Origin of the sequence: Solilutibacter tolerans (genome assembly GCF_900155935.1) — a bacterium.
In the GTDB taxonomy this organism is placed as follows: Bacteria; Pseudomonadota; Gammaproteobacteria; order Xanthomonadales; family Xanthomonadaceae; genus Solilutibacter; species Solilutibacter tolerans.
The window spans coordinates 421,292-441,607 of sequence record NZ_FTLW01000002.1 but is presented as its reverse complement, the minus strand read 5'-3'; the positions used below and the strand labels follow the sequence as shown (position 1 = coordinate 441,607).

The window sequence follows — 20,316 nt, the reverse complement described above, 5'->3', positions numbered from 1 at the left end:
GCGACATCGGGCTTCGTTAAACTCGGGTTTTCCCCACGAGTCGCCCCGATGCGCAACCTGACGCCCGCCTGCGCCGCGCTTGCCGGCCTTCTTTTGCTGGCCGCCTGCAAGCCAACGACTGCGCCTGCCCCAGCAAAGCCCGCCGAAGCCACATCGCCCACCACGCCTGCCGCCACCGCGGCCAAGCCCAATGGGGCCCACGACAACCTCAACGCCGTCATGTGGGTACAACGCTCGGCGGAATACGCCGCAGTCACCACATCACTGTATCGCGCCGCCACGGATCATCTGGACGGCCTGCTCAAGTCCAACGAGGACGCGCTGGTGCCGGCCGAGCGTGGCAACGCGGCCAAGGGTCTGCCCCCCGCGATCATCATGGATGTCGATGAAACCGTGCTAGACAACTCCCCCTATCAGGCCCGATTGATCCGCAACGGCAAGGAATTCGACGATCTGACCTGGGATCAGTGGGTGGCCGAGAAGCAGGCCAAAGCCGTGCCTGGCGTGGTCGCGTTCGCCAAGGCAGCCGACGCCAAGGGCATCACCGTGCTCTATGTCTCCAACCGCGCAGAACACCTGCAGGACGCCACGCTGGCTAATCTGAAAGCGGTCGGGCTGCCGGTGAAGAACGACGATGTGTTCCTTGGCCTTGGCACCTTCGTCGCGGATTGCGAGCAGCAGGGCAGCGAAAAGCTCTGCCGCCGCAAGCTGGCCGGGCAGAAATATCGCGTATTGATGCAGTTCGGCGACCAGCTGGGTGATTTCGTCGAAATCCAGGCCAATACGCCCGAGGCCCGCGCGGAGCTTTCTGCCAAATACGCCACCTGGTGGGGCGAGCGCTGGTGGATGTTGCCCAATCCGACCTACGGCAGCTGGGAGCCGGCCCTGTTCAATAACGACTGGAAGCAGCCCGGCGACGCCCGACGCCAAGCTAAGCGTGACGCATTAATCATTGAAAATCAATAATTTACACATGGTTTATTCAAGTGTTGCATAAAGTTTGCTGGGGCGTTAACCTGCCCCAGCCACAACACTGTCCTCCGGCACTGCCGGATTCGAAAGGAGACTTCGGTCTCCTTCTTTTTTGCCCGATTCCTTGACCCACGCCCCTTGCCGGGCCCTGCCGGCATGGTCAAGATGCTGGAAAGGGGCTTCCGACATCGATGCATATGCCAGTGTCCACTCGGCGGAACTGGCGGTTTCTGGTGAGCGTGCTGATCGGCGCCCTCCTGTTCTCCGCTTGCTCGCCTTCCAATCCACCTGACAGCACCGCCAAGCCCGGGGCAGTGGCACCGGTCCCGCATGGCGCCGCCACCCCCGATGCTGCGGTCAGCGATCTCATCGCCCATTTGCGCCGCAACGCCTTGGCCGATGTTGCACGCACGGCATTGCCAGCCTCACTGCATGCGCGCGTCGAAGCGGCCTGGCGCACGGGCAAAAGCCGTTGGCCGATGACCGAGCTGCCTTTCGATGACAATCTCCCCGGTCTGCTCAAAGCGCTGACTGCCAAGGACGCCGAGCGCAAGCTCAATGCCCGCTTCAAGCAGCAACTGTCCGGCCAGACCAGGGCCCTGCAGGATGCCGCGCGCGGCCTGGGCCTGTTCGGCAAGCAGTATCTTGGTCGCGAAGGCCAATACAACGCGCAGCAGCGTCAGCACTATGTGCAATTGATCGATGCGATGTCCGCCTGGGCCCAAAAGGCCCCGCTGGGCGACCCGGCGCGCGGCAAGGAAAGCATCCATCTTCTGGTCAACGGCGCCACCCGCACGGGGCTTAAGGGCGATGAAGACCTAAGCCGCTTGGGCATGGATGCCGGCCTCAAGGCCTTGGTGCCGCTGTATATCGCCGGCAAGCAGGTACTGGCCCTGTACGGCCTGGGAGTCGATGCAACTTTGGCCAGCCTGCGCGCCGAGACCGTAAAGATCGAGGGCAACAAGGCCGATGTCCGGGTCCGTTATAGCCTGGCTGACAAGGACATCGACACCGTGATGAAAGCCGTGAAGGTCGATGGCCGCTGGTACCTGGCCGATTATCTGGAAGATGCCGAGGCGTCCCTGCCCCCACCTGAGCCCGAAGCGCCGGCCGCCCTCGCGAAAGAGCCCAAGGCGCCCGCTGGGCGATAATGTCGGCAATGCAAAACCAAACACCCCTGCCGTTCCCGGAACCGGAAAAACCGGCCACCCCCGCCGCCGCCCCGGTGAGCGCCACGCCGCCCACCGATACGGACGCCGTAGCAACCGCTGACGAGTCTGTGATCGACACTGATATCGAAGCCGCATCGCCCACACCCGCCGACCCTGATGCTGAGGCAACTGCGCCGCCGCGCACGCCGCTGATCGTCTCCCGACCGCTATGGGCCAAATTGCTCGGCAAGCTGCTGGAGCCATGGATCGAGCTGCGCCTGGAGCCCGAAGCTCCATCGCAATTTGATGACGGCCGCCCAGTTTGCTACGTGCTTGAGGATTACGGGATCAGCAATGCGCTGATCCTGGACCGCGCGTGTCAGGAAGCGGGGATGCCCTCGCCGTTGACGCCGCTGGCCGGCGATCCGCTTGGCCGCAAGCGTGCGTATGTCGCGTTGTCGCGTCGTCACGCCAATGCGCTGGGCTTGGCACCGGGCGCCGAGCACAAGACCCATTCCGGTTCGCTTGCCCGTTTGCTGCAGGCGCATCGAGACAACCCATCGCTCGATGTGCAACTGGTGCCGGTGTCGATCTTCGTCGGCCGCGCACCGGACAAGCAGAGCGGCTGGTTCTCCGTACTGTTCTCGGAAAATTGGACGCTGGTCGGCCGTTTCCGCCGCATGCTGGCGATTCTCTTGAACGGACGCGGCACGCTGGTGCGTTTCTCGCCGCCGGTCTCCTTGCGTGGCATCGTCGATGAAGGCCTGCCGCCCGAGCGCACTGTGCGCAAACTTTCGCGCGTTCTGCGTACGCACTTCAATCGCATCCGTGCGGCGGTCATCGGCCCGGATTTGTCGACGCGCCGCTTACTCATCGACAAAGTGCTCGCCTCCGATCCGGTCAAGCAGGCGATTGCCGATCAAGCCCGCCGTGATGGCAGCAAGCCGCAGGACGCGTGGAAGAAAGCACATGCCTACGCCTGGGAAATCGCTGCCGATTACTCGCATCCCGTGGTGCGCTCCGCGAGTTTCATCCTCAAGCCCATCTGGAATCGCATCTACCGCGGCGTGCTGGTGCATCACCTGGAGAAATTGAAGGAAGCCGCACCCGGCCACGAAGTCGTCTATGTGCCAAGCCATCGCAGCCACATGGATTATTTGCTGCTGTCGTACATGCTCTACACCCGCGGCATCGTGCCGCCGCATATCGTTGCTGGCATCAACCTCAACCTGCCGGTTATCGGCACCTTGCTGCGCAAGGGCGGCGCGTTCTTCATCCGTCGTTCCATCCGCGGCAACATGTTGTACTCCGCGGTGCTGTCTGAATATGTCGCGCAGTTGATCGCCGGCGGCTACTCGGTCGAATACTTCATCGAAGGCGGCCGCTCGCGTACGGGCCGTTTGCTGCAGCCCAAGGGCGGCATGATCTCGATGACACTGCGAGCCTACCTGCGCCAGCCCATCCGCCCGGTGCTGTTCCAGCCCATCTACATCGGCTACGAGAAGCTGATGGAGGGCAACAGCTATCTGGACGAACTGACCGGAAAGCCGAAGGAAAAAGAATCGATCTGGCAGCTCATCATGGGCATCCCCAAGGTGCTGCGCAGCAACTACGGCCAGGTGGTGGTGAATTTCGGCGAGCCAATCCAGCTCAGCCGCGTGCTTGAAACCCATGCTGTTGGTTGGGACGGCAAGGCCGTAGGCGAAGACGACAAGCCCGAATGGTTGACCGGCACAGTCAGTGCGCTGGCACAGCAGATTCAGGTCAACGTCAATCGCGCGGCGGACGTGAATCCGATCAATTTGATCGCACTTGCCCTGCTTTCCACACCCAAACACGCGATGGGCGAAGCCGATCTGCTCGCACAGATCGCGTTGTCGAAGAAGTTGCTGGAAGAAGTGCCGTATTCCGACCGCGTCACGGTCACGCCGCACACACCGGAACAAATCGTCGCGCATGGCGAGGAAATCAACGTGCTCCGCCGCATACGCCACCCGCTGGGCGATGTGCTGGATGTCGATGACGAAAAGGCCGTGCTGCTGAGCTATTTCCGTAACAACGTGCTGCACCTGTTCACGGCATCGGCATGGATCGCGGTCAGCTTCCTGCACAATCGCCGGATGTCGCGCAACACGCTCAAGCGCCTCGGCCAGAACGTGTATCCGTTCCTGCAGGCAGAGCTCTTCCTGCCGTGGACGCCGGAAGAATTTGCCGAGCGCATCGATCGCACGGCCGATGTCTTCATCCGAGAAGGCATGCTGGAGCAAGTCAACGACGACGAAGGCGGCATGCTGGCACGCAATGCCGGACAGACCGACGAGGTATTCCGCTTGCGTGGCTTGGGGCATCCACTGCAGCAGGCATTCGAGCGCTATTACATCGCCATCTCGGTGTTGGCGAAGAATGGCCCCGGCGTATTGTCGGCAGCAGAACTTGAAAGCCTCTGCCATCTCGCGGCGCAACGCTTGTCGCTGTTGTACGCGCAGACGGCACCCGAGTTCTTCGACAAATCGCTGTTCCGCAGCTTCATTCAGAAACTACGCGAGATGCGTCTGGTCTGGCCGGACGAGAACAGCAAGCTGGTATTCGATGAGCGCCTCAACCAGTGGGCGCGCGATGCCAAGGTGATCCTGGGCCGCGAGTTGCGCCACACCATCGAAAAAGTCAGCCCGGAAGCCGCGAATCCTGACAACAGTGCGCCTGCCGCGACGGATGCGAAGCCACCGGCAGCTTGACTGTGGCTTGATCTTGATGCGCTGACCTCCAGGCGACATCCCACGAAAATCGCGTGTACAACACCGATTCCTTGGCTGCACCCATGGCCGTGTACCTGGCTGTGACCGTGTGGTGGGAACGCCGCGATGTTCGCTGCGATTTCGCTGGCCCCGATCACACAGGGGATCACCCCGCTAGGACACGTTGTCACGGCCGCCGCGGGCGCCATCTTGATGCCGCCGGCTTTTAGGCTTGCGATCACCACGTTGATCTGTGGCCTAGACCTGCATCGCCAACAACGACTGGACGACGCCGATGCCTGTGCGCTACGCCATTAAGGCCGCTTGCATCACGGCTGGCAGAGGGTATGACTGACGTTCTTGTCGATGACCGGTATGTCTTGGCTTAACGCGGCAATGATGATGCCTCTGCACAAGGCGAGGACATGTGGTCATGCATCCAGGTCGGGAATCAACGCGCTTTCCAAGCGCTCGATGGCATCCTTCAGCTGCAGTTTGCGCTTCTTCATCCGGCGCACCGAGAGCTCTTCGTGATCCATGCTGGCCTGCAGCCGGGCGATGGCGATGTCCAAGTCTCGATGCTCCAACTTCAACTCCATCACGCGCAGTGCCATGCGGGATATTTCGGCAGGATCGGCAGTGAGTTGGCTCATGCAGCGAGCTTAGCCGGATTACCGGAACCTTGTCATCGGCCGCCCGGGAGGAATGAGACAATAGGGGGATGAACCGTATTCCCCTGACCATCGTCGCCTCCGAAGCCCCGGAAGGACGCGCCAAGGCCGCCTCCGCCAAGCGCGAGGCCGACAAGCTGGCCAAGCGCCTGCGCCATCAGGTGGGCCGGGCCATCGCCGACTTCGGCATGATCGAAGAGGGCGACAAGGTGATGGTCTGCCTGTCCGGCGGCAAGGACAGCTACACCCTGCTGGACGTGCTGCTGCAGCTGCAGAAAAAGGCGCCGGTCTCGTTCTCCATTACTGCAGTGAACCTGGACCAGAAGCAGCCCGACTTTCCCGAGCACGTGCTGCCCGAATACCTTGCGTCGATCGGCGTCGATTTCCACATCATCGAGCAAGACACCTACTCGGTGGTCAGCCGGGTAATTCCGGAAGGCAAGACGATGTGCTCACTGTGCTCGCGCTTGCGCCGCGGCGCGCTGTACACGTATGCCGAGGAAAACGGCTTCACCAAAATCGCGTTGGGTCATCATCGCGATGATTTGGTCAACACGTTCTTCCTCAATCTGTTCTTCCACGCCAAGCTCAGCGGCATGCCACCGAAATTGCTCAGCGACGACGGCAAGCATGTGGTCATTCGCCCGCTCGCCTATGTGCGCGAAGACGACATCGAGCAATACGCCGAAATCAAAGACTTTCCGATCATTCCGTGCAACCTGTGCGGCTCGCAGGAAAACCTGCAGCGTGCGCAGGTGAAGAAGATGCTGCAGCAGTGGGAGAAGGACACCCCGGGCCGCGTCGAAACGATGGCGCGCGCATTGGGCGACATCCGTCCCTCGCAGCTTAGCGACCCGAAATTGTTCGATTTCCTGTCGCTCGGCCAACGTGGCGATGGTGCCCTGCCCGACGCGCATGCGTGGCTCTCGGGTAGTGAGACCGGGCCGCGCCAGACTGGCGACAACGGTTAACCCTTCCCCTTTTCCCGGCTGCGGCCGTTTGATGGACGTTCGATGTTCTTTCGCAATCTGACCCTGTTCCGCTTCCCTGCTTCGATCAATTTCGATGATCTTGAAACCCAACTCGCCGATGCGGCGCTCAAACCCGTTGGCCCAATGGAATTGTCATCGCGCGGCTTCATCTCGCCCTTCGGTCGCGCCGGTGGCGAAGACGCCGCGCTGATGCATCGCATCGACGATGCGATCTGGCTGACGGTCGGCGGCGAAGACAAGCTGCTGCCGTCATCGGTCGTCAACGATCTGCTGCAGAAGAAGGTGGATGAATTCGAGGCGAAAAACGCACGTCGCCCCGGCGGCAAGATGCGCCGCCAGATGAAGGATGATTTGGTTGCTGAGCTATTGCCGCGCGCCTTCGTGCGCCCGACCCGCACTGATGCATTGATCGACTTGAAGCATGGCGTCATCGTCATCGACACTTCTTCGCGCAAGGTAGCTGAGGCTGTCGTCTCGCAGGTCCGCGAGGCGTTGGGCAGTTTTCCTGCGCTTCCAATCAATGCCGAAGTGGCACCCCGTGCGGTCATGACTGGCTGGATCGCCGGCGATGAATTGCCCGAAGGCCTGTCCTTGGGCGATGAGTGCGAACTGCGCGACCCGGCCGACAGCGGCGCGGTGGTGAAAGTACAACGCATGGAATTGGCCGGTGAAGAAATCGATACGCATCTGGAAGCAGGCAAACAAGTAGCGCGCCTCGCGCTGACGCTGGATGATCACGCGGGCTTCGTGCTGGGCGAAGACCTGGTGCTACGCAAATTCAAGTTGCTGGACGGCGCTGTCGAACAACTCGAGTCAAGCGAGCGCGACGACATCCGCGCCGAGATGGATGCGCGTTTTGCGCTGATGGCGGGCGAGTTCAAGCGCTTGTTCACCGTACTTGAATCGGCGTTGAAGCTCAGCAAGGCGGATTGATCGCGCACCATGCTGCGCCTGTTCACCCGCAAGCCTGAAGTTCAAGAGCGACGTAACATCACGCTGACCCTGGACGATGGCGCAACGCTCGACGTGCTGATGCAACGCCACGCACGGGCGCGTCGAATCAAATTGTCAGTGGATGAACGTGGCGCGCGGCTCACCTTGCCCAGCCGCGCCAGCGAGCGTGCCGCGCTCGATTTCCTGCAGGCGCATACGGATTGGTTGCAAGCGCAATGGCGCGCACTGCATGTGGACGCGGCGCAACCGCTGCGGGTTGGGATTACCTCTGCTTTGCCGCTGCGCGGCGAAAACCATTCCATTGAATGGCGGCCCGCACGTCTCACGCGCCTGCTGGTCACTGATGAGGGTGTGCGCTTTGAAGTGCGTGGGTTGGAGGGGCTTTCCGGCCAACCGGCGACGCCTGCCGTGCACCGCGCCCTGCGTGATTTTTATGAGGCACAAGCGCGTGGCGACATCGCTCATTGGCTCCCAAAATACGCAGCCGGACTGCCAAGCCCGGTTTCGCGCATCAACATCAAGCGCATGTCATCACAATGGGGCTCGCTGTCTTCCAGCCGGGTCATGGCATTGGATCTTGCCTTGATCCTGGCGCGGCCCAGCGCATTTGAATATGTGCTGGTGCACGAGTTATGCCATCTGATCCATCACGATCATTCACGCGCGTTCTGGCGTGAGGTCGAACATCGCTTTCCTGATTGGCGCGATGAGCGCGATTACTTCCATGTGCAAGGCCGGCAACTAAAGGCGACGATGCGCATGCTCTGCGGCTAAGGCGCGACGTCACCATTTGATGCGACCATGGTGAATCGAGTCGCACCACATTCAGCAGCTGCGATTAGGCTTGGAATAACCAGCGCTTTGCGAGCCTGGCTGCATCCTCGCGTAGATCGGGAACGGCCGTGGTTTCCCACAAATTGCCGAGGCGCAAGCTGCCGATAGCTGCAAGCCGCGCACTGGTCGCACCGGATGCATCGATCACATCACCCGCCTCGTTGGTATCGATACCCAGCCCATGCGGCCCTGGCCGTGCATGTCCATCTTCCAGCAACTGCTGCAGCATGGGATTGGGAAAATGCAGCGCGCGGGTTTCGATACCCGTGGCATTGACCACCCAATCTGCCTGCAAGATTTCGCTGCCGATCAGCCTCTGCGCGACCTCGATCGAGAGGTGATCTTGCCTGCCCATGGCGGCCTTCACCCGGCCTGGAATCACTTGCAGAGCGCCAGATTCCTGCAGCGATCGCAGCCGCGTGGAGACTTCGCGCGGGATACGATGGCGATGCACATCCCAATAGCGAACGACATGGCGAAGGAATCGGCGTTGATCCACATCCGACAGGCTTTGCCATAGCTCGCGCACATGATGACGCAAGGCATCCATCAGGGACTGCCACGGCTGGTCTTGGGCATCAAGGCGACGCGCGATAGTGCGCAATGTACGCACGCGTTGACGCAAACCCTGCGCTGCGAACGATGCGATATCAACATCCACCGCCTGCTTTTTGGCGGCATGTGGCAACGGTAACAAGCCATGGCGCGATACCACGGTAATGCCCCCTTGATGCCCGCGCGCCTGCAAGCCCAGCACCACATCCACCATGCTGAGCCCGCTACCGACGACCACCACTTGATCATCGCGCCTTAGCTGCTCCAAGCCTGCATGATCCCAGGCAGAAAGTACGCGCGGATCTCCATCGTTATCGAATGGTGTCTTGCGTGGCCGATTCCCCGGGGTCAGCGCGACCCGCTTGGCGCGGTGCTGGCTGCCATCGGCCAGTGTCAGTGTCAGTGCAACACCATCGTCATCGCCTTGCGGCATCACCCGAAGCACATGTGAGCGCAGTTGCAGGAATTGTGCCTGCGATGCGGTGCGCGCTTCGCTCAGACGCTGGGCCAAATAAGCCGCGTAATCCCGCCGCGGCATGAACGCCGCCGGGTCCGCGCCGCCATCGCGATTGATCAGAAAATCAACAAAATCATTGGGTCGCTCGGCGAACATACTCATGCCGCCCGCCGGGACATTGAGCACATGCGCAGGATTGTCGCTGCCATATGCAACGCCGCGACCAAGCTCCCCCGCTTCAATCAGGGCAATGCGCGCGTCCTTGGGAGCATCTTGCAGCAGGCGGATCGCGAGTATCGTGCCGGCCGCGCCGCCGCCGACGATGGCGTAATCAAAGTCCTGGTCTTGCGTCGAAGTCATAAACGGCTCTTTCGCCAAGGTCGGCAGATGCTATCCATCGCGCGTTAAGACAAAGAAAAACCCGCCGATAAAGCGGGTTTCTCAGTGTTCGATGAGAACAGGTTCGGCAAGGGCCCGAAGGCTTACTTGATCTTGCCTTCCTTATAGATCACGTGCTTGCGGACGACGGGATCGTACTTCTTCATCTCCATCTTGCCGGGCGTGTTCTTCTTGTTCTTGTCGGTGGTGTAGAAGTGACCCGTTCCTTCCGAGGAAATCAGGCGGATTTTGTCGCGCTTGGACGGCATGGTCGGGGCTCCTTAGATCTTTTCGCCACGGGCACGAAGATCGGCCAGGACGGCATCGATGCCGTTCTTGTCGATGGTGCGCAGGGCATTGGCGGAAACGCGCAGCTTCACCCAACGGTTCTCGGAAGCCACCCAAAAGCGGCGTTCGTGGAGATTGGGCATGAAACGGCGGCGGGTCTTGTTCATCGCGTGCGAGACGTTGTTACCCGTCACGGTACGCTTGCCGGTTACTTGGCATTGGCGGGACATGTGCACCTCATCTTGTGTCCGTGGTGCCGTCCATAGCCCGGACGGCGGCGGCCCCGGCGGCCTTGCGGCTGCCGCGCGATACGGGTTGGTTTCCTGCGGCTGGGATCGCGCTGCCAGTCGATCCGCCATCCGGCGGACGCAGGGAGCCGGGCATCATGCCCGAAATCCCTGTCCTTGGCAACTTGCCCCGGCTCAGCCCTCGGCGGGCGCGGCCTTGGCTTTCTTGATGAAGGCGCGGATCTCCCCCTCCAGCACCGGCAGCGGCACCGAGCCCTGGGCCAACACCGCATCGTGGAAGGCGCGCACGTCGAACTTGGGCCCAAGCTCGGCCTCGGCTTCACGGCGCAGGCGCATGATCGCGATTTCGCCCAACTTGTAGCTCAGCGCCTGGCCCGGCCATGAGATGTAACGGTCCACCTCGGTGGTGACTTCGTGCTCGGACAGGGCCGTGTTATCGCGCAAATAAGCAATGGCCTGGTCGCGGGTCCAGCCCTTGTGATGCACGCCGGTATCAATGACAAGGCGGCAGGCGCGCCACATCGCATACGTCAGGCGGCCGAAGTCTTCATAAGGCGTCTGGTAGATGCCCATCTCCTTGCCTAGCCACTCCGAATACAGGCCCCAGCCTTCGCCATAAGCGCTGATGTATTCCTTGCGGAAGCCGGGCATCTCGCCCATCTCCATCACCAAGGACCCTTGCAGCGAATGACCGGGTGCCGACTCATGCAGGGTCAACGCGGGCAGGTTGTAGAGCGGGCGCGACGGCAAGTTGTAGGTGTTGAGCCAATAGGTACTGCTGCCGCCGCGGCCGGCAGTCCAGAACGGCGCGATGTCCGGCGGAACTTCGACGATGGCGAAGCGGTTGCGCGGCAGCTTGCCGATGATCTTGCCGATCTGGCCATCGACACGCTTGGAGATCCAGGCGGCGCGATCCAGCAGGTCTTGCGGCTTGCTCACGTAGAACTGCGGATCCGTACGCAGGAAGAGCAGGAAATCCTGGAAGCGGGTCTCTTCAGAATTTCCCTTGAAGCCGACCTGATCGATGATCGCGTCCATCTCGGCGCGGATCGAGGCGACTTCCTTCAAACCGATCTGGTGGATCTCCTCGGGCGAAGCATCCAGCGTCGTGTAGTGGCGAATCTGCTGTCGATACCAAGCCACACCATCCGGCATCACTTCTGCGGCCAGCGTCGTGCGCGCCTTCGGCATGTACTCGTTGCGGAAGAAGGTGAGCAAATCCGCATACGCAGGAATCACTGACTTGCTGATTGCGCGTTTGGCTTCCTCGCGCAGTTTGGCTTGCTCAGCGGCGGGGATGGATGACGGCATCTGTTTGAAGGGGCCATACAGCGCGGCCTCTTCCACATTCTTCAGCTCAGCCACTTGCGCGATGGATTGGTCACGGCCATCCAGCGTCGCGCGCGGCACGCTGAAGCCGCGCGCCAGTCCCACACGCATATTGTCGATGTGCTGATCGAAGTAACGCGGCACGTCATCCATCAGCGCGATGTAGTCGCGATAATGCTGAGGCGTCTTCAGCTGCTGCTGGCCCATGAAACCCAGCCACGACCAGAACGACGAATCCGCATTGAACGGCATCTCATAATCACGGAAGCGCGCCGAGGCCGCCAAGTCTTCTACCTGCGGTCGATATACCAGGTAATGGATGCGGTTTTCTGCACTCAATTTTTCAGGATTGATGGCGTCGAGCTCGCTCAACACGCCTTCCCAGACCTTGAGCCGCGATGCATACGTTTGCGGCCTGACATCCGGCAGGCGCATCCGTGTGGACTGACCGTCTTCTTCGCCTGAGCTGCCATTTTGCTCTTGCCGCCACTTCCATTCGCGCTCGTAAATGGCGCGAAACTTGGCATCGACCGCTTTCTCGGCAGGCTTGGATGTCTCGGCAACAGGTGCAGCGAACGCGGCGGGTGCGACGAATGCTGCGCTGGGCAGCACAAGCGAACAGCCGAGGAAAAATGCGTGGTGGTGCAGGCGTGATGTCTTGGTCATCGGGCCAGTCTAGGCGCTGCTGTCACACAGCGCCAACCATCGACTTCATGCTTGCCTGACCAGCCAATCCAACACTTGATCCGCAAGCGCCTGCGCATCCTGCAATGATGTGTCGAGATGAAGCTCGGGTGTCGATGGCGCTTCGTACGGCGAATCGATGCCGGTGAAGTTGGGTAGCTGTCCAGCGCGTGCTTTGGCATACAAGCCTTTGACATCACGACGCTCAGCCTCGGCCAAGGCGGTGTCGACGAAGACTTCGGCAAACTCGCCTGGTGCAAACAATGCGCGCGCGGCTTCACGTTCTGCACGGAACGGCGAGATGAAGCTGACCAGTACAATTAGACCTGCATCCACCATCAATTTCGCGACTTCGGCAACGCGACGGATGTTCTCGACACGATCCGCATCGGTGAACCCCAAGTCGCGATTCAAGCCGTGACGCAGGTTGTCACCATCGAGAATATAGGCGTGCAGGCCGCGTGCATGCAGTTGCTGTTCGACCCGATTGGCGATCGTGGATTTACCCGCGCCAGATAGACCGGTGAACCACAGGCAGCGCGGCGTTTGCCCGAGGCTTTGCGCGCGGGCCTGCTTGTTTACATCGACCGGCTGCCAATGGATGTTGCCGGCGCGACGCAGGGCGAAATCGATCGTGCCTGCCGCTGCAGTCGTATGGGTTTCGCGATCAATCAGGATGAAATTGGCAAGGCCGCGCTGTTGCTCTTTCGGCGTGAACGGCAGTGGCGCTTGCGTGGAAAGGTGGCAAACCGCCACTTCGTTGAGTTGCAGTTCGCGCGCTGCGACACTCGCCTGCGTATCCACATCGATGCGATTGCGGATCTCGGTCACCGTGGCATCGACCGTGCGCGAACCTAGCTTCAGCCAGTAGCGACGCCCAGGCAGCAAAGGCGCATCGTCCATCCACAACAGATGCGCGCTGAATTGATCAGACACTTCGCAGGGTTGTTGCGCGGCGACGATCACATCGCCGCGGCTGGCGTCGAGGTCTCGGTCGAGCGTGAGCGTGATCGCTTCGCCGGCGATCGCCACGCCACGGTCGCCATCGGCGGTCACGATGCGATCCACCATCGCGCGCTTGCCCGAGGGCAGCACGATGATCTCGTCACCTGGATGCACCTGCCCGGACACCAACGTGCCGGCCAAGCCGCGGAAGTCTTGATGCGGGCGGCTCACCCATTGCACCGGGAAACGCAGCGGCTCGTCCGATGCCGTGTTGGGCAGCGGCAGGGTTTCCAGCAACGCAAGCAGGCTGGGGCCTTCATACCAAGGCGTAGCCGGCGAACGCGAGGTGAGGTTGTCGCCATCGCGCGCGGAGATCGGTACGGCGTGTACGGAGGGCAGGCCGAGCTCTTCGGCCAGTGCGCGATAGCCTGTGACGATCTCGTCGAACACGCGTGGGTCGAAATCGACTAGATCCATCTTGTTCACCGCCAACACGACGTGGCGAACGCCCATCAGCGAGAGGATCCAACTGTGTCGGCGCGTCTGCGTGAGCAGACCCTTGCGCGCATCGACCAAGACGATGGCCGCGTCCGCAGTCGATGCGCCGGTCGCCATGTTGCGCGTGTACTGCGCGTGCCCAGGGCAATCGGCGACGATGAACTTGCGGCGATCGGTGCTGAAATAGCGATAAGCGACATCGATGGTGATGCCTTGCTCGCGCTCCGCGGCCAGGCCATCCAGCAGCAAGGCGAAGTCCAGCTTGTCGCCTGCGGTGCCATGACGGCGACTGTCGCGCTGCAGCGCGACCAACTGGTCGTCGAGCAAACGCTTGGAGTCGTGCAGCAAGCGACCAATCAAGGTGCTTTTGCCGTCGTCCACGCTGCCGCAGGTGATGAAGCGTAGGAGATCCGCACGCTCGTGGCGGGCCAGCAGGTCGGCGAGGGTCAGGTCAGGTTGTGTGAGTAGTGTCATCAGAAATAGCCCTCCTGCTTCTTCTTTTCCATTGAGGCGGAAGGATCGTGGTCGATGATCCGGCCTTGGCGTTCGGAGGTCGTGGTGCCGAGCATTTCGGTGATGACGGCCGGCAACGTATCGGCATCCGAAGCCACGGCCGCGGTGAGCGGATAGCAGCCCAATGTGCGGAAGCGCACCTTGCGCTTGACGATTTCTTCACCTTCGCGCAGCACGAAACGCTCGTCATCGACCATCAACAAGGCGCCATCACGCTCGACCACCGGGCGTGGCGCGGCCAGATACAACGAGGGCACGGGAATGTTCTCGCGATGGATGTACAGCCACACATCGAGCTCGGTCCAGTTGGAGAGCGGGAACACGCGCACCGACTCACCTGTATGCACGCGCGTGTTGAACAGGTTCCACAGCTCGGGGCGCTGCTGTCGCGGATCCCAGCGGTGGCCTGCACCACGGAAGCTGAAAATGCGCTCCTTCGCGCGGGATGCCTCCTCGTCACGACGCGCACCACCAATCGCCGCATCGTAGCCGCCCGCATCTAACGCCTGCTTGAGTGCCTGTGTCTTCATGACATCGGTATGCACGGTGGCGCCATGCGTGAACGGACCGATGCCGCGAGCGATGCCGTCGGGATTGGTGTGCACAACCAATGGCACGCCCGTTTCTGCGGCGCGACGATCACGAAAGCGGATCATTTCGCTGAACTTCCATCCGGTGTCGACATGCAACATCGTCATCGGCGGTTTGCTCGGGTAAAACGCCTTCAATAACAGATGCAAGAGCACCGCGCTGTCCTTGCCGATCGAATACAGCAGCACCGGGTTGCGGAATTCGGCCGCGACCTCTCGCAGGATGTGGATGCTTTCTGCTTCCAGTCGATCAAGATGACTGGGTTGTGAGAAGTTGTCAGATATAGCCATAAAATCAGCTGAAGAAAAAGTGAGGGCGGGGACCGACATCACGCCACCCCCAAAAGCGGCAACAAGGTGCGTAGGCTAAGCACGATCACCAGCAAGCCCACGAGGAAAAGCAGCGGTCGCTTCGGCACACGCTTGACCAGCCATGCGCCGAGCGGCGCAGCCAGGACACCGCCCAGCGCAAGGGCCAACACGATGTCCCAGTGCCCCAGCCCCAGGCTGACCAGGAACATCAGCGAGGCCGTCAAGGTGACGAAGAATTCGACGGCATTGACGGTGCCGACGGTGAGGTGCAGCGAGTTGCCGCGTGCGAGCAGATTGCTGGCGACAAAGGGCCCCCAACCACCACCACCGATCGCATCGATAAAAGCCCCGAAGAAACCGAGCGGGGCGGTGTGCTTGATCTCGTCGGTGCGCGGTCGGGCACGTCGTATCGCTTTGGCAAGAATCACCACGCCCATCAACAACAAGTAGCCCGCGACCCAAGGCTTGATCACGTCGCCCTCGATGCGCGTCAGCACCCATGCGCCCAGCGCCGCGCCCAAGATCCCTGGCAGCAGCAATCGACGGAACAGCTTCTTGTCGATGTTGCCGAAGGCATGATGAGAGGCCGCCGACGCACCCGTGGTGAAACACTCCGCCGCATGCACCGTGGCGCTGGTGACCGCAGGCGTGACGCCCATGCCCAGCAGCAAGGTGGATGCGGTGACGCCATAGGCCATGCCGAGCGCGCCATCGACCAGCTGCGCGGCAAAACCAATGGCAACGAAGTGCCAGAATTCCAGAGGGAGTGTCATGGGAAGCACGAGGTGGAACGGGTGCCAACCCTAGGTGTCGCCCCGGCTTGCTGTGAAATGCGCGCAGAGCATGTCTGCATAACCGACATGCCTTTCCGGTTATCTGGCGCCGCGCCTAGCCTGCAGTGCCTGCCATTCGATGCACGCGCCTGCTCATGTCCGCCGCATTTCCCTTATCCACCACCGCCGGGCCCTCCACGCTTCCCGATGCCTTGTTGCAACAACTGCAAGGACTAGATGGACACGCCCTGTGGTGGCTGTCCGGCTACACCGCGGGCCTTGCCCATCGCGGAGGCGCGGGTGATGTGGCTTCGCTCCCTGCACCGGCATTGGCCAATACGGCGCAAAACCCACGCATCAGCATCGTATTTGGCAGCCAGACGGGCAATGCCCAGCGTGTGGCAGAAAACATGGACCAACGTCTGCGCGAGGTCGGCCTGAGCACGCGCTTGTTGCGTGCGGATGCGTATCCGCAGCGTGAACTCAAGGATGAGAGCTATCTGATCATCGTCATCAGCACGCAAGGCGAAGGCGATCCGCCTGACGATGCCCGCGGCTTCGTTGAATATCTGCAGGGGCCGCGTGCGCCCAAGCTGCCCAATCTGCGCTACGCCATACTGGGCCTGGGCGATTCCAGCTATCCGTTGTATTGCGAAGTGGGTAAGCAGGTCGATGCACGCCTGGGCGAGTTGGGCGGACAACGCTGGCTACCGCGCGCCGATGCCGACGTGGACATCGACAGCATCGCGACGCCGTGGTTGCAGGAGGTCACCGCCCGCGCACGCGAATTGCTGGCCGAATCCCCGACACGCACCGCGACCGTCACGCCGCTGCATCCACGCACCACGGTTGCCGCACACGACAAGCAGAATCCGTTCGTCGCCGAAATTCTGCAAAACCAGCGCATCAGTGGTCGTGACAGCGAACGCGACATTCGCCACATCGAACTGTCACTGGAAGGTTCCGGCCTTCATTACACTGCGGGCGATGCCTTGGGGGTGTGGCCACGCAACCCGTGGTCTTTGGTTGAGGCGATCATCGACATGCTCGGTGTCGAGGCAAGTGACGAGATAGAACACAGCGGCAAGCGTCATCCACTCGGCGTATGGTTGCGTGATCACCGCGAACTGACACGCTTGACGCGACCGTTCCTGGTCGCGCACGCCGAGCGTGCCAGCAGCGAAGAACTTGATGCGCTGCTCGCCGCGGCACCCGCACAACTCTCCGACCTGTTTGCTACGCATCAAGTGATCGATGTGCTGCAACGCTGGCCAGCGACATGGACGGCCAACGATTTCATCGCCGTGTTGCGTGTGCTGACGCCGCGCATTTACTCCATCGCTTCCAGTCAAGATGCGGTGGGCGACGAGGCGCACATCACCGTCAGTCATCTCGCTTATCAACACCAGGGCGAGGATCGCTGGGGCGCCGCATCGCATGACCTGGCCGGACTGGCGGTGGGCGAGCGCGCGCGTGTCTTTATCGAGCACAACCCGCGCTTCTCCCTGCCTGCCGATACAAGCCGCGACATCCTCATGATTGGCCCGGGCGTCGGCGTCGCCCCGTTCCGCGGTTTCCTGCAATCGCGCATCGCTGGCGGCGGCGTGGGCCGTAACTGGCTGTTCTTCGGCAACCGTCATGCGCACAGCGAGTTCCTTTACCAAAGCGAGTGGCAACCACTGATCAAGGCCGGACAACTAAAGCTGGACCTCGCTTTCTCCCGCGACATGATTCGCGGCATCGACGGCCAGCACCAGCCAGCAGGGCCGAAGTATGTGCAGGACTGCTTGCTTGCCCGCGGCGAAGAGGTCCATGCCTGGCTTGAAGGTGGTGCACATCTTTATGTGTGCGGCGATGCCACGCACATGGCGCGCGACGTACATGCCGCGCTCACCCTCATCATGCAGCGCCATGGCGGCCTGGACGCCGAGGCCGCGCAGGCCCAACTCGATGCCCTGCAAACGCAGGGTCGCTATGCCCGGGACGTTTACTAATGAGCACCCATTCCGTTGAAAACATCAAGCGCGACAGTGCTGGCTTGCGGGGCACCTTGCTTGCCTCGCTGGTGGACGCCACCACTGGCGCGCTGGCTGAAGACGACCAGACCCTGATCAAGTATCACGGCAGCTACCAGCAGGATGACCGTGACGTGCGCGATGAGCGGCGTCGCCAGAAGCTGGAGCCTGCGCACAGTTTCATGATCCGCACGCGCACGCCAGGCGGCGTGACCACGCCGACTCAATGGTTGCAGCTGGACCACATCTCACGCACGTACGCGAGCTCGGGTTTGCGCATCACCACGCGCCAGGCTTTTCAATTCCACGGCATCATCAAGCGCGAGCTGAAATCCACCATGCAAGCGATCAATGCCTCGCTGATGGACACGTTGGCCGCGTGCGGCGACGTCAATCGCAACGTGGCGGTCAGCGCCAATCCGCTGGATGCTGAACTACATGCGCGCGTGCAGGCCGATGCGGCCGCGCTGTCGCAACGCCTGCTGCCGCGCACACGCGCCTATTACGAGATCTGGCTCGATGAAAAACCACTGGAAGACAGTGGTACTGAAGAAGACCCGATCTACGGCGAGGCCTACCTGCCACGCAAGTTCAAGATCGGTTTTGCCATCCCGCCTTACAACGATGTCGATGTGTTCGCGCAGGACCTCGGCTTCATCGCTATCGTCGCCGACGGCGTGCTTGAGGGGTACAACGTCAGTGTCGGTGGCGGCATGGGCGCGACCCATGGCGATCCGGAAACCTATCCGCGCATCGGCAGCGTGCTGGGCTTCATCACCCCGGACCAGGTCACCGCCGTGGCCGAGGCCGTGGTCACGACCCAACGCGACTGGGGCAACCGCGCACAACGCAAGCGCGCGCGCCTGAAGTACACGCTGGAGGATCGCGGCGTCGAGGCCTTCAAGGCCGAAGTCGAGCAGCGCAGCGGCCTGCACTTCGCACCGGCTCGCACCTTCGCGTTCGAACACAATGGCGACCGCTTCGGTTGGACCGAAGGCGGTGACGGCCGTTCGCACCTCACCTTGCGTCTGCTATCGGGACGCATCATCGACCGCGATGGCCAGCCGCACCAGACGGGCCTGAACGCGATCGCCGAGCGCTTGCAGCAAAGAGATGCTGGAAACGCGCATTTCCGATTGACCGCCAACCAGAACCTTGTGATCGCCGATGTGCCGAATGCCTTGCGCGCCGATGTGGATGCCTTGGTGAAATCGCATGCGCTGGATCTGTACGAAGCCGCATCGCCACTCCGTCGCAATGCGATTGCCTGCGTCGCGCTTCCCACTTGCGGCTTGGCGATGGCGGAGGCCGAGCGGTATTTGCCCGACTTCCTGACTCGAGTCGAGGCGCTACTGTCGCAGCACGGCCTATCCGATGTGCCCATCAACCTGCGCATCAGCGGCTGCCCAAATGGTTGCGCACGCCCGAATCTGGCGGAAATCGCCTTGGTGGGACGCGCGCCCGGTCGCTACAACCTGATGCTCGGCGGTGATCATCGCGGTGAACGAATCAACCTTCTGTATCGGGAGAACATCAACGAAGATCGCATCCTGAAGGAACTGGACGTGCTGTTTGCCCGGTTTGCACGTGAGCGCATCGAAGGCGAGCGTTTCGGTGATTTTTTGCATCGTGGCCGGATCGTCGGCCCCGGCGCATTCGCGGTAGAGCTGGTCGCATGAATGCCGTCGCGCCTTTGCATGGCCTGCCCGACCCTGACGCTATCGGCGACACGCTAAGCAAACACAATCACTTGTTGTCCCGTCTCGATGCAGAAGCACGGTTGGAGTGGGCGTTTTACGCCTTGCCAGGCGCGCATGTCATGTCTTCAAGCTTCGGCGCACAATCGGCCGTGCTATTGCATATGGCCACACGCCTATGGCCAGATTTGCCAGTGGTGGTGGTGGATACGGGTTACCTGTTTGCCGAAACATACTCATTCATCGACCAACTGCGTGATCGCTTGCGCCTCAACCTGACCGTCGCGCATGCCATACACAGCCCGGCATGGATGGAAGCACGCCATGGGAAATTGTGGGAAGAAGGCGTGGAGGGACTAACGCGCTACAACCAGTTGCGCAAAGTCGAACCGATGGAGGCAGCTCTCGATCAACTGCGTGCAGGCACCTGGATCGCAGGGCCGCGTCGCAGCCAATCCCATTCCCGGCATACGCTGCCTTTCCTGCAACACAAGAATGGCCGCTACAAGCTGCATCCAATCGCCGACTGGACCGATCGCGACATCGGCCGCTATCTACAGCAGCACGACCTGCCCTATCACCCGCTTTGGGAGCGCGGTTATGTCTCGATTGGCGACACCCATAGCACCCGTGCACTCGCCGATGGCATGAGTGAAGAAGACACTCGCTTTTTCGGCCTCAAACGCGAATGCGGCCTGCACGAGGGGTGGAGTATTTGAAGGATG

Annotated in this window: 18 protein-coding genes; 10 read left to right on the top strand and 8 right to left on the bottom strand. The window is 61.5% G+C overall.

The genetic code is table 11. The features are described 5' to 3' along the window. Nucleotides 1-48 precede the first annotated feature (48 nt). The 4 genes from BW989_RS05255 to BW989_RS05240 all read left to right on the top strand — a co-directional run bounded on the left by BW989_RS05255 (nt 49) and on the right by BW989_RS05240 (nt 5,176). Nucleotides 49-966: a 5'-nucleotidase, lipoprotein e(P4) family gene (locus BW989_RS05255; RefSeq protein ID WP_076586043.1), complete on the top strand. Its 918-nt coding sequence runs from the start codon at nt 49-51 to the stop codon at nt 964-966. Nucleotides 967-1,205: 239 nt separating this feature from the next. Beyond that, nucleotides 1,206-2,123, top strand: a complete 918-nt coding sequence (locus tag BW989_RS05250) for a hypothetical protein (RefSeq protein WP_083688252.1) — start codon at nt 1,206-1,208, stop codon at nt 2,121-2,123. 8 nt (nt 2,124-2,131) lie between these two features. Continuing rightward, nucleotides 2,132-4,858, top strand: coding sequence for a glycerol-3-phosphate 1-O-acyltransferase PlsB (plsB, locus tag BW989_RS05245; protein ID WP_425476642.1), 2,727 nt, complete (start codon nt 2,132-2,134; stop codon nt 4,856-4,858). A gap of 126 nt (nt 4,859-4,984) precedes the next feature. Continuing rightward, nucleotides 4,985-5,176, top strand: a complete 192-nt coding sequence (locus BW989_RS05240) for a hypothetical protein (protein WP_076586037.1) — start codon at nt 4,985-4,987, stop codon at nt 5,174-5,176. 113 nt (nt 5,177-5,289) lie between these two features. Here BW989_RS05240 and BW989_RS05235 read toward each other — a convergent pair whose 3' ends face one another. Then, nucleotides 5,290-5,511 (bottom strand): YdcH family protein, encoded by a 222-nt coding sequence (locus tag BW989_RS05235; protein ID WP_076586035.1) that lies wholly within the window; start codon nt 5,509-5,511, stop codon nt 5,290-5,292. A 68-nt stretch (nt 5,512-5,579) separates the two neighbouring features. Between BW989_RS05235 and ttcA the strand changes: the two genes are divergently transcribed. From ttcA to BW989_RS05220, 3 genes are read left to right on the top strand one after another with little or no spacing between them, the layout of a single operon-like run. Beyond that, nucleotides 5,580-6,500 (top strand): tRNA 2-thiocytidine(32) synthetase TtcA, encoded by a 921-nt coding sequence (ttcA, locus tag BW989_RS05230; protein ID WP_083688250.1) that lies wholly within the window; start codon nt 5,580-5,582, stop codon nt 6,498-6,500. 42 nt (nt 6,501-6,542) lie between these two features. After that, nucleotides 6,543-7,454, top strand: a complete 912-nt coding sequence (locus tag BW989_RS05225; protein WP_076586033.1) for a recombination-associated protein RdgC — start codon at nt 6,543-6,545, stop codon at nt 7,452-7,454. 9 nt (nt 7,455-7,463) lie between these two features. Further along, a complete protein-coding gene (locus BW989_RS05220; protein WP_076586031.1) occupies nt 7,464-8,249 on the top strand; it encodes a M48 family metallopeptidase in 786 nt (261 codons plus the stop codon). 64 nt (nt 8,250-8,313) lie between these two features. On the opposite strand, the gene BW989_RS05215 is transcribed toward BW989_RS05220, so the two are convergent. The 7 genes from BW989_RS05215 to BW989_RS05185 form a co-directional block, all read right to left on the bottom strand. Further along, nucleotides 8,314-9,681, bottom strand: coding sequence for an FAD/NAD(P)-binding protein (locus BW989_RS05215; RefSeq protein WP_076586029.1), 1,368 nt, complete (start codon nt 9,679-9,681; stop codon nt 8,314-8,316). 122 nt (nt 9,682-9,803) lie between these two features. Then, a complete protein-coding gene (gene rpmG, locus BW989_RS05210; RefSeq protein WP_076586027.1) occupies nt 9,804-9,968 on the bottom strand; it encodes a 50S ribosomal protein L33 in 165 nt (54 codons plus the stop codon). Nucleotides 9,969-9,980: 12 nt separating this feature from the next. Then, entirely contained in the window at nt 9,981-10,217 is a 237-nt protein-coding gene (rpmB, locus tag BW989_RS05205; RefSeq protein ID WP_076586489.1) for a 50S ribosomal protein L28, read from the bottom strand. A gap of 192 nt (nt 10,218-10,409) precedes the next feature. Further along, entirely contained in the window at nt 10,410-12,230 is a 1,821-nt protein-coding gene (locus BW989_RS05200; RefSeq protein ID WP_076586025.1) for a DUF885 domain-containing protein, read from the bottom strand. 45 nt (nt 12,231-12,275) lie between these two features. Next, entirely contained in the window at nt 12,276-14,165 is a 1,890-nt protein-coding gene (cysN, locus tag BW989_RS05195) for a sulfate adenylyltransferase subunit CysN (protein ID WP_076586023.1), read from the bottom strand. After that, a complete protein-coding gene (gene cysD / locus BW989_RS05190) occupies nt 14,165-15,085 on the bottom strand; it encodes a sulfate adenylyltransferase subunit CysD (RefSeq protein ID WP_076586021.1) in 921 nt (306 codons plus the stop codon). Before cysD ends, cysN begins: the two co-directional genes overlap by 1 nt. A gap of 38 nt (nt 15,086-15,123) precedes the next feature. After that, nucleotides 15,124-15,879, bottom strand: coding sequence for a sulfite exporter TauE/SafE family protein (locus BW989_RS05185; RefSeq protein ID WP_076586019.1), 756 nt, complete (start codon nt 15,877-15,879; stop codon nt 15,124-15,126). Between the two features lie 155 nt (nt 15,880-16,034). On the opposite strand from BW989_RS05185, the gene BW989_RS05180 reads away from it, so the two are divergent. The 3 genes from BW989_RS05180 to BW989_RS05170 are packed head-to-tail and all read left to right on the top strand — an operon-like array spanning nt 16,035 to nt 20,310. After that, the gene (locus BW989_RS05180) at nt 16,035-17,873 is read left to right on the top strand and encodes an assimilatory sulfite reductase (NADPH) flavoprotein subunit (protein ID WP_076586017.1); all 1,839 of its coding nucleotides are present in this window, start codon (nt 16,035-16,037) and stop codon (nt 17,871-17,873) included. Then, nucleotides 17,873-19,573 (top strand): assimilatory sulfite reductase (NADPH) hemoprotein subunit, encoded by a 1,701-nt coding sequence (gene cysI / locus BW989_RS05175; protein WP_076586015.1) that lies wholly within the window; start codon nt 17,873-17,875, stop codon nt 19,571-19,573. The genes BW989_RS05180 and cysI overlap by 1 nt, the downstream gene beginning before the upstream one ends. Further along, a complete protein-coding gene (locus tag BW989_RS05170; RefSeq protein ID WP_076586013.1) occupies nt 19,570-20,310 on the top strand; it encodes a phosphoadenylyl-sulfate reductase in 741 nt (246 codons plus the stop codon). Before cysI ends, BW989_RS05170 begins: the two co-directional genes overlap by 4 nt. Nucleotides 20,311-20,316 lie beyond the last annotated feature (6 nt).

What these genes read in the sequence shown, in the direction of transcription:
- ttcA (WP_083688250.1), top strand. Translation starts at nt 5,580, where the DNA reads ATGAACCGTATTCCCCTGACCATCGTCGCCTCCGAAGCCCCGGAAGGA.
- BW989_RS05255 (WP_076586043.1), top strand. Translation starts at nt 49, where the DNA reads ATGCGCAACCTGACGCCCGCCTGCGCCGCGCTTGCCGGCCTTCTTTTG.
- BW989_RS05240 (WP_076586037.1), top strand. Translation starts at nt 4,985, where the DNA reads ATGTTCGCTGCGATTTCGCTGGCCCCGATCACACAGGGGATCACCCCG.
- BW989_RS05235 (WP_076586035.1), bottom strand. Translation starts at nt 5,511, where the DNA reads ATGAGCCAACTCACTGCCGATCCTGCCGAAATATCCCGCATGGCACTG.
- cysN (WP_076586023.1), bottom strand. Translation starts at nt 14,165, where the DNA reads ATGACACTACTCACACAACCTGACCTGACCCTCGCCGACCTGCTGGCC.
- rpmG (WP_076586027.1), bottom strand. Translation starts at nt 9,968, where the DNA reads ATGCCGTCCAAGCGCGACAAAATCCGCCTGATTTCCTCGGAAGGAACG.
- plsB (WP_425476642.1), top strand. Translation starts at nt 2,132, where the DNA reads ATGCAAAACCAAACACCCCTGCCGTTCCCGGAACCGGAAAAACCGGCC.
- cysI (WP_076586015.1), top strand. Translation starts at nt 17,873, where the DNA reads ATGAGCACCCATTCCGTTGAAAACATCAAGCGCGACAGTGCTGGCTTG.
- BW989_RS05185 (WP_076586019.1), bottom strand. Translation starts at nt 15,879, where the DNA reads ATGACACTCCCTCTGGAATTCTGGCACTTCGTTGCCATTGGTTTTGCC.
- BW989_RS05200 (WP_076586025.1), bottom strand. Translation starts at nt 12,230, where the DNA reads ATGACCAAGACATCACGCCTGCACCACCACGCATTTTTCCTCGGCTGT.
- BW989_RS05215 (WP_076586029.1), bottom strand. Translation starts at nt 9,681, where the DNA reads ATGACTTCGACGCAAGACCAGGACTTTGATTACGCCATCGTCGGCGGC.
- BW989_RS05180 (WP_076586017.1), top strand. Translation starts at nt 16,035, where the DNA reads ATGTCCGCCGCATTTCCCTTATCCACCACCGCCGGGCCCTCCACGCTT.
- BW989_RS05225 (WP_076586033.1), top strand. Translation starts at nt 6,543, where the DNA reads ATGTTCTTTCGCAATCTGACCCTGTTCCGCTTCCCTGCTTCGATCAAT.
- rpmB (WP_076586489.1), bottom strand. Translation starts at nt 10,217, where the DNA reads ATGTCCCGCCAATGCCAAGTAACCGGCAAGCGTACCGTGACGGGTAAC.
- BW989_RS05220 (WP_076586031.1), top strand. Translation starts at nt 7,464, where the DNA reads ATGCTGCGCCTGTTCACCCGCAAGCCTGAAGTTCAAGAGCGACGTAAC.
- cysD (WP_076586021.1), bottom strand. Translation starts at nt 15,085, where the DNA reads ATGGCTATATCTGACAACTTCTCACAACCCAGTCATCTTGATCGACTG.
- BW989_RS05170 (WP_076586013.1), top strand. Translation starts at nt 19,570, where the DNA reads ATGAATGCCGTCGCGCCTTTGCATGGCCTGCCCGACCCTGACGCTATC.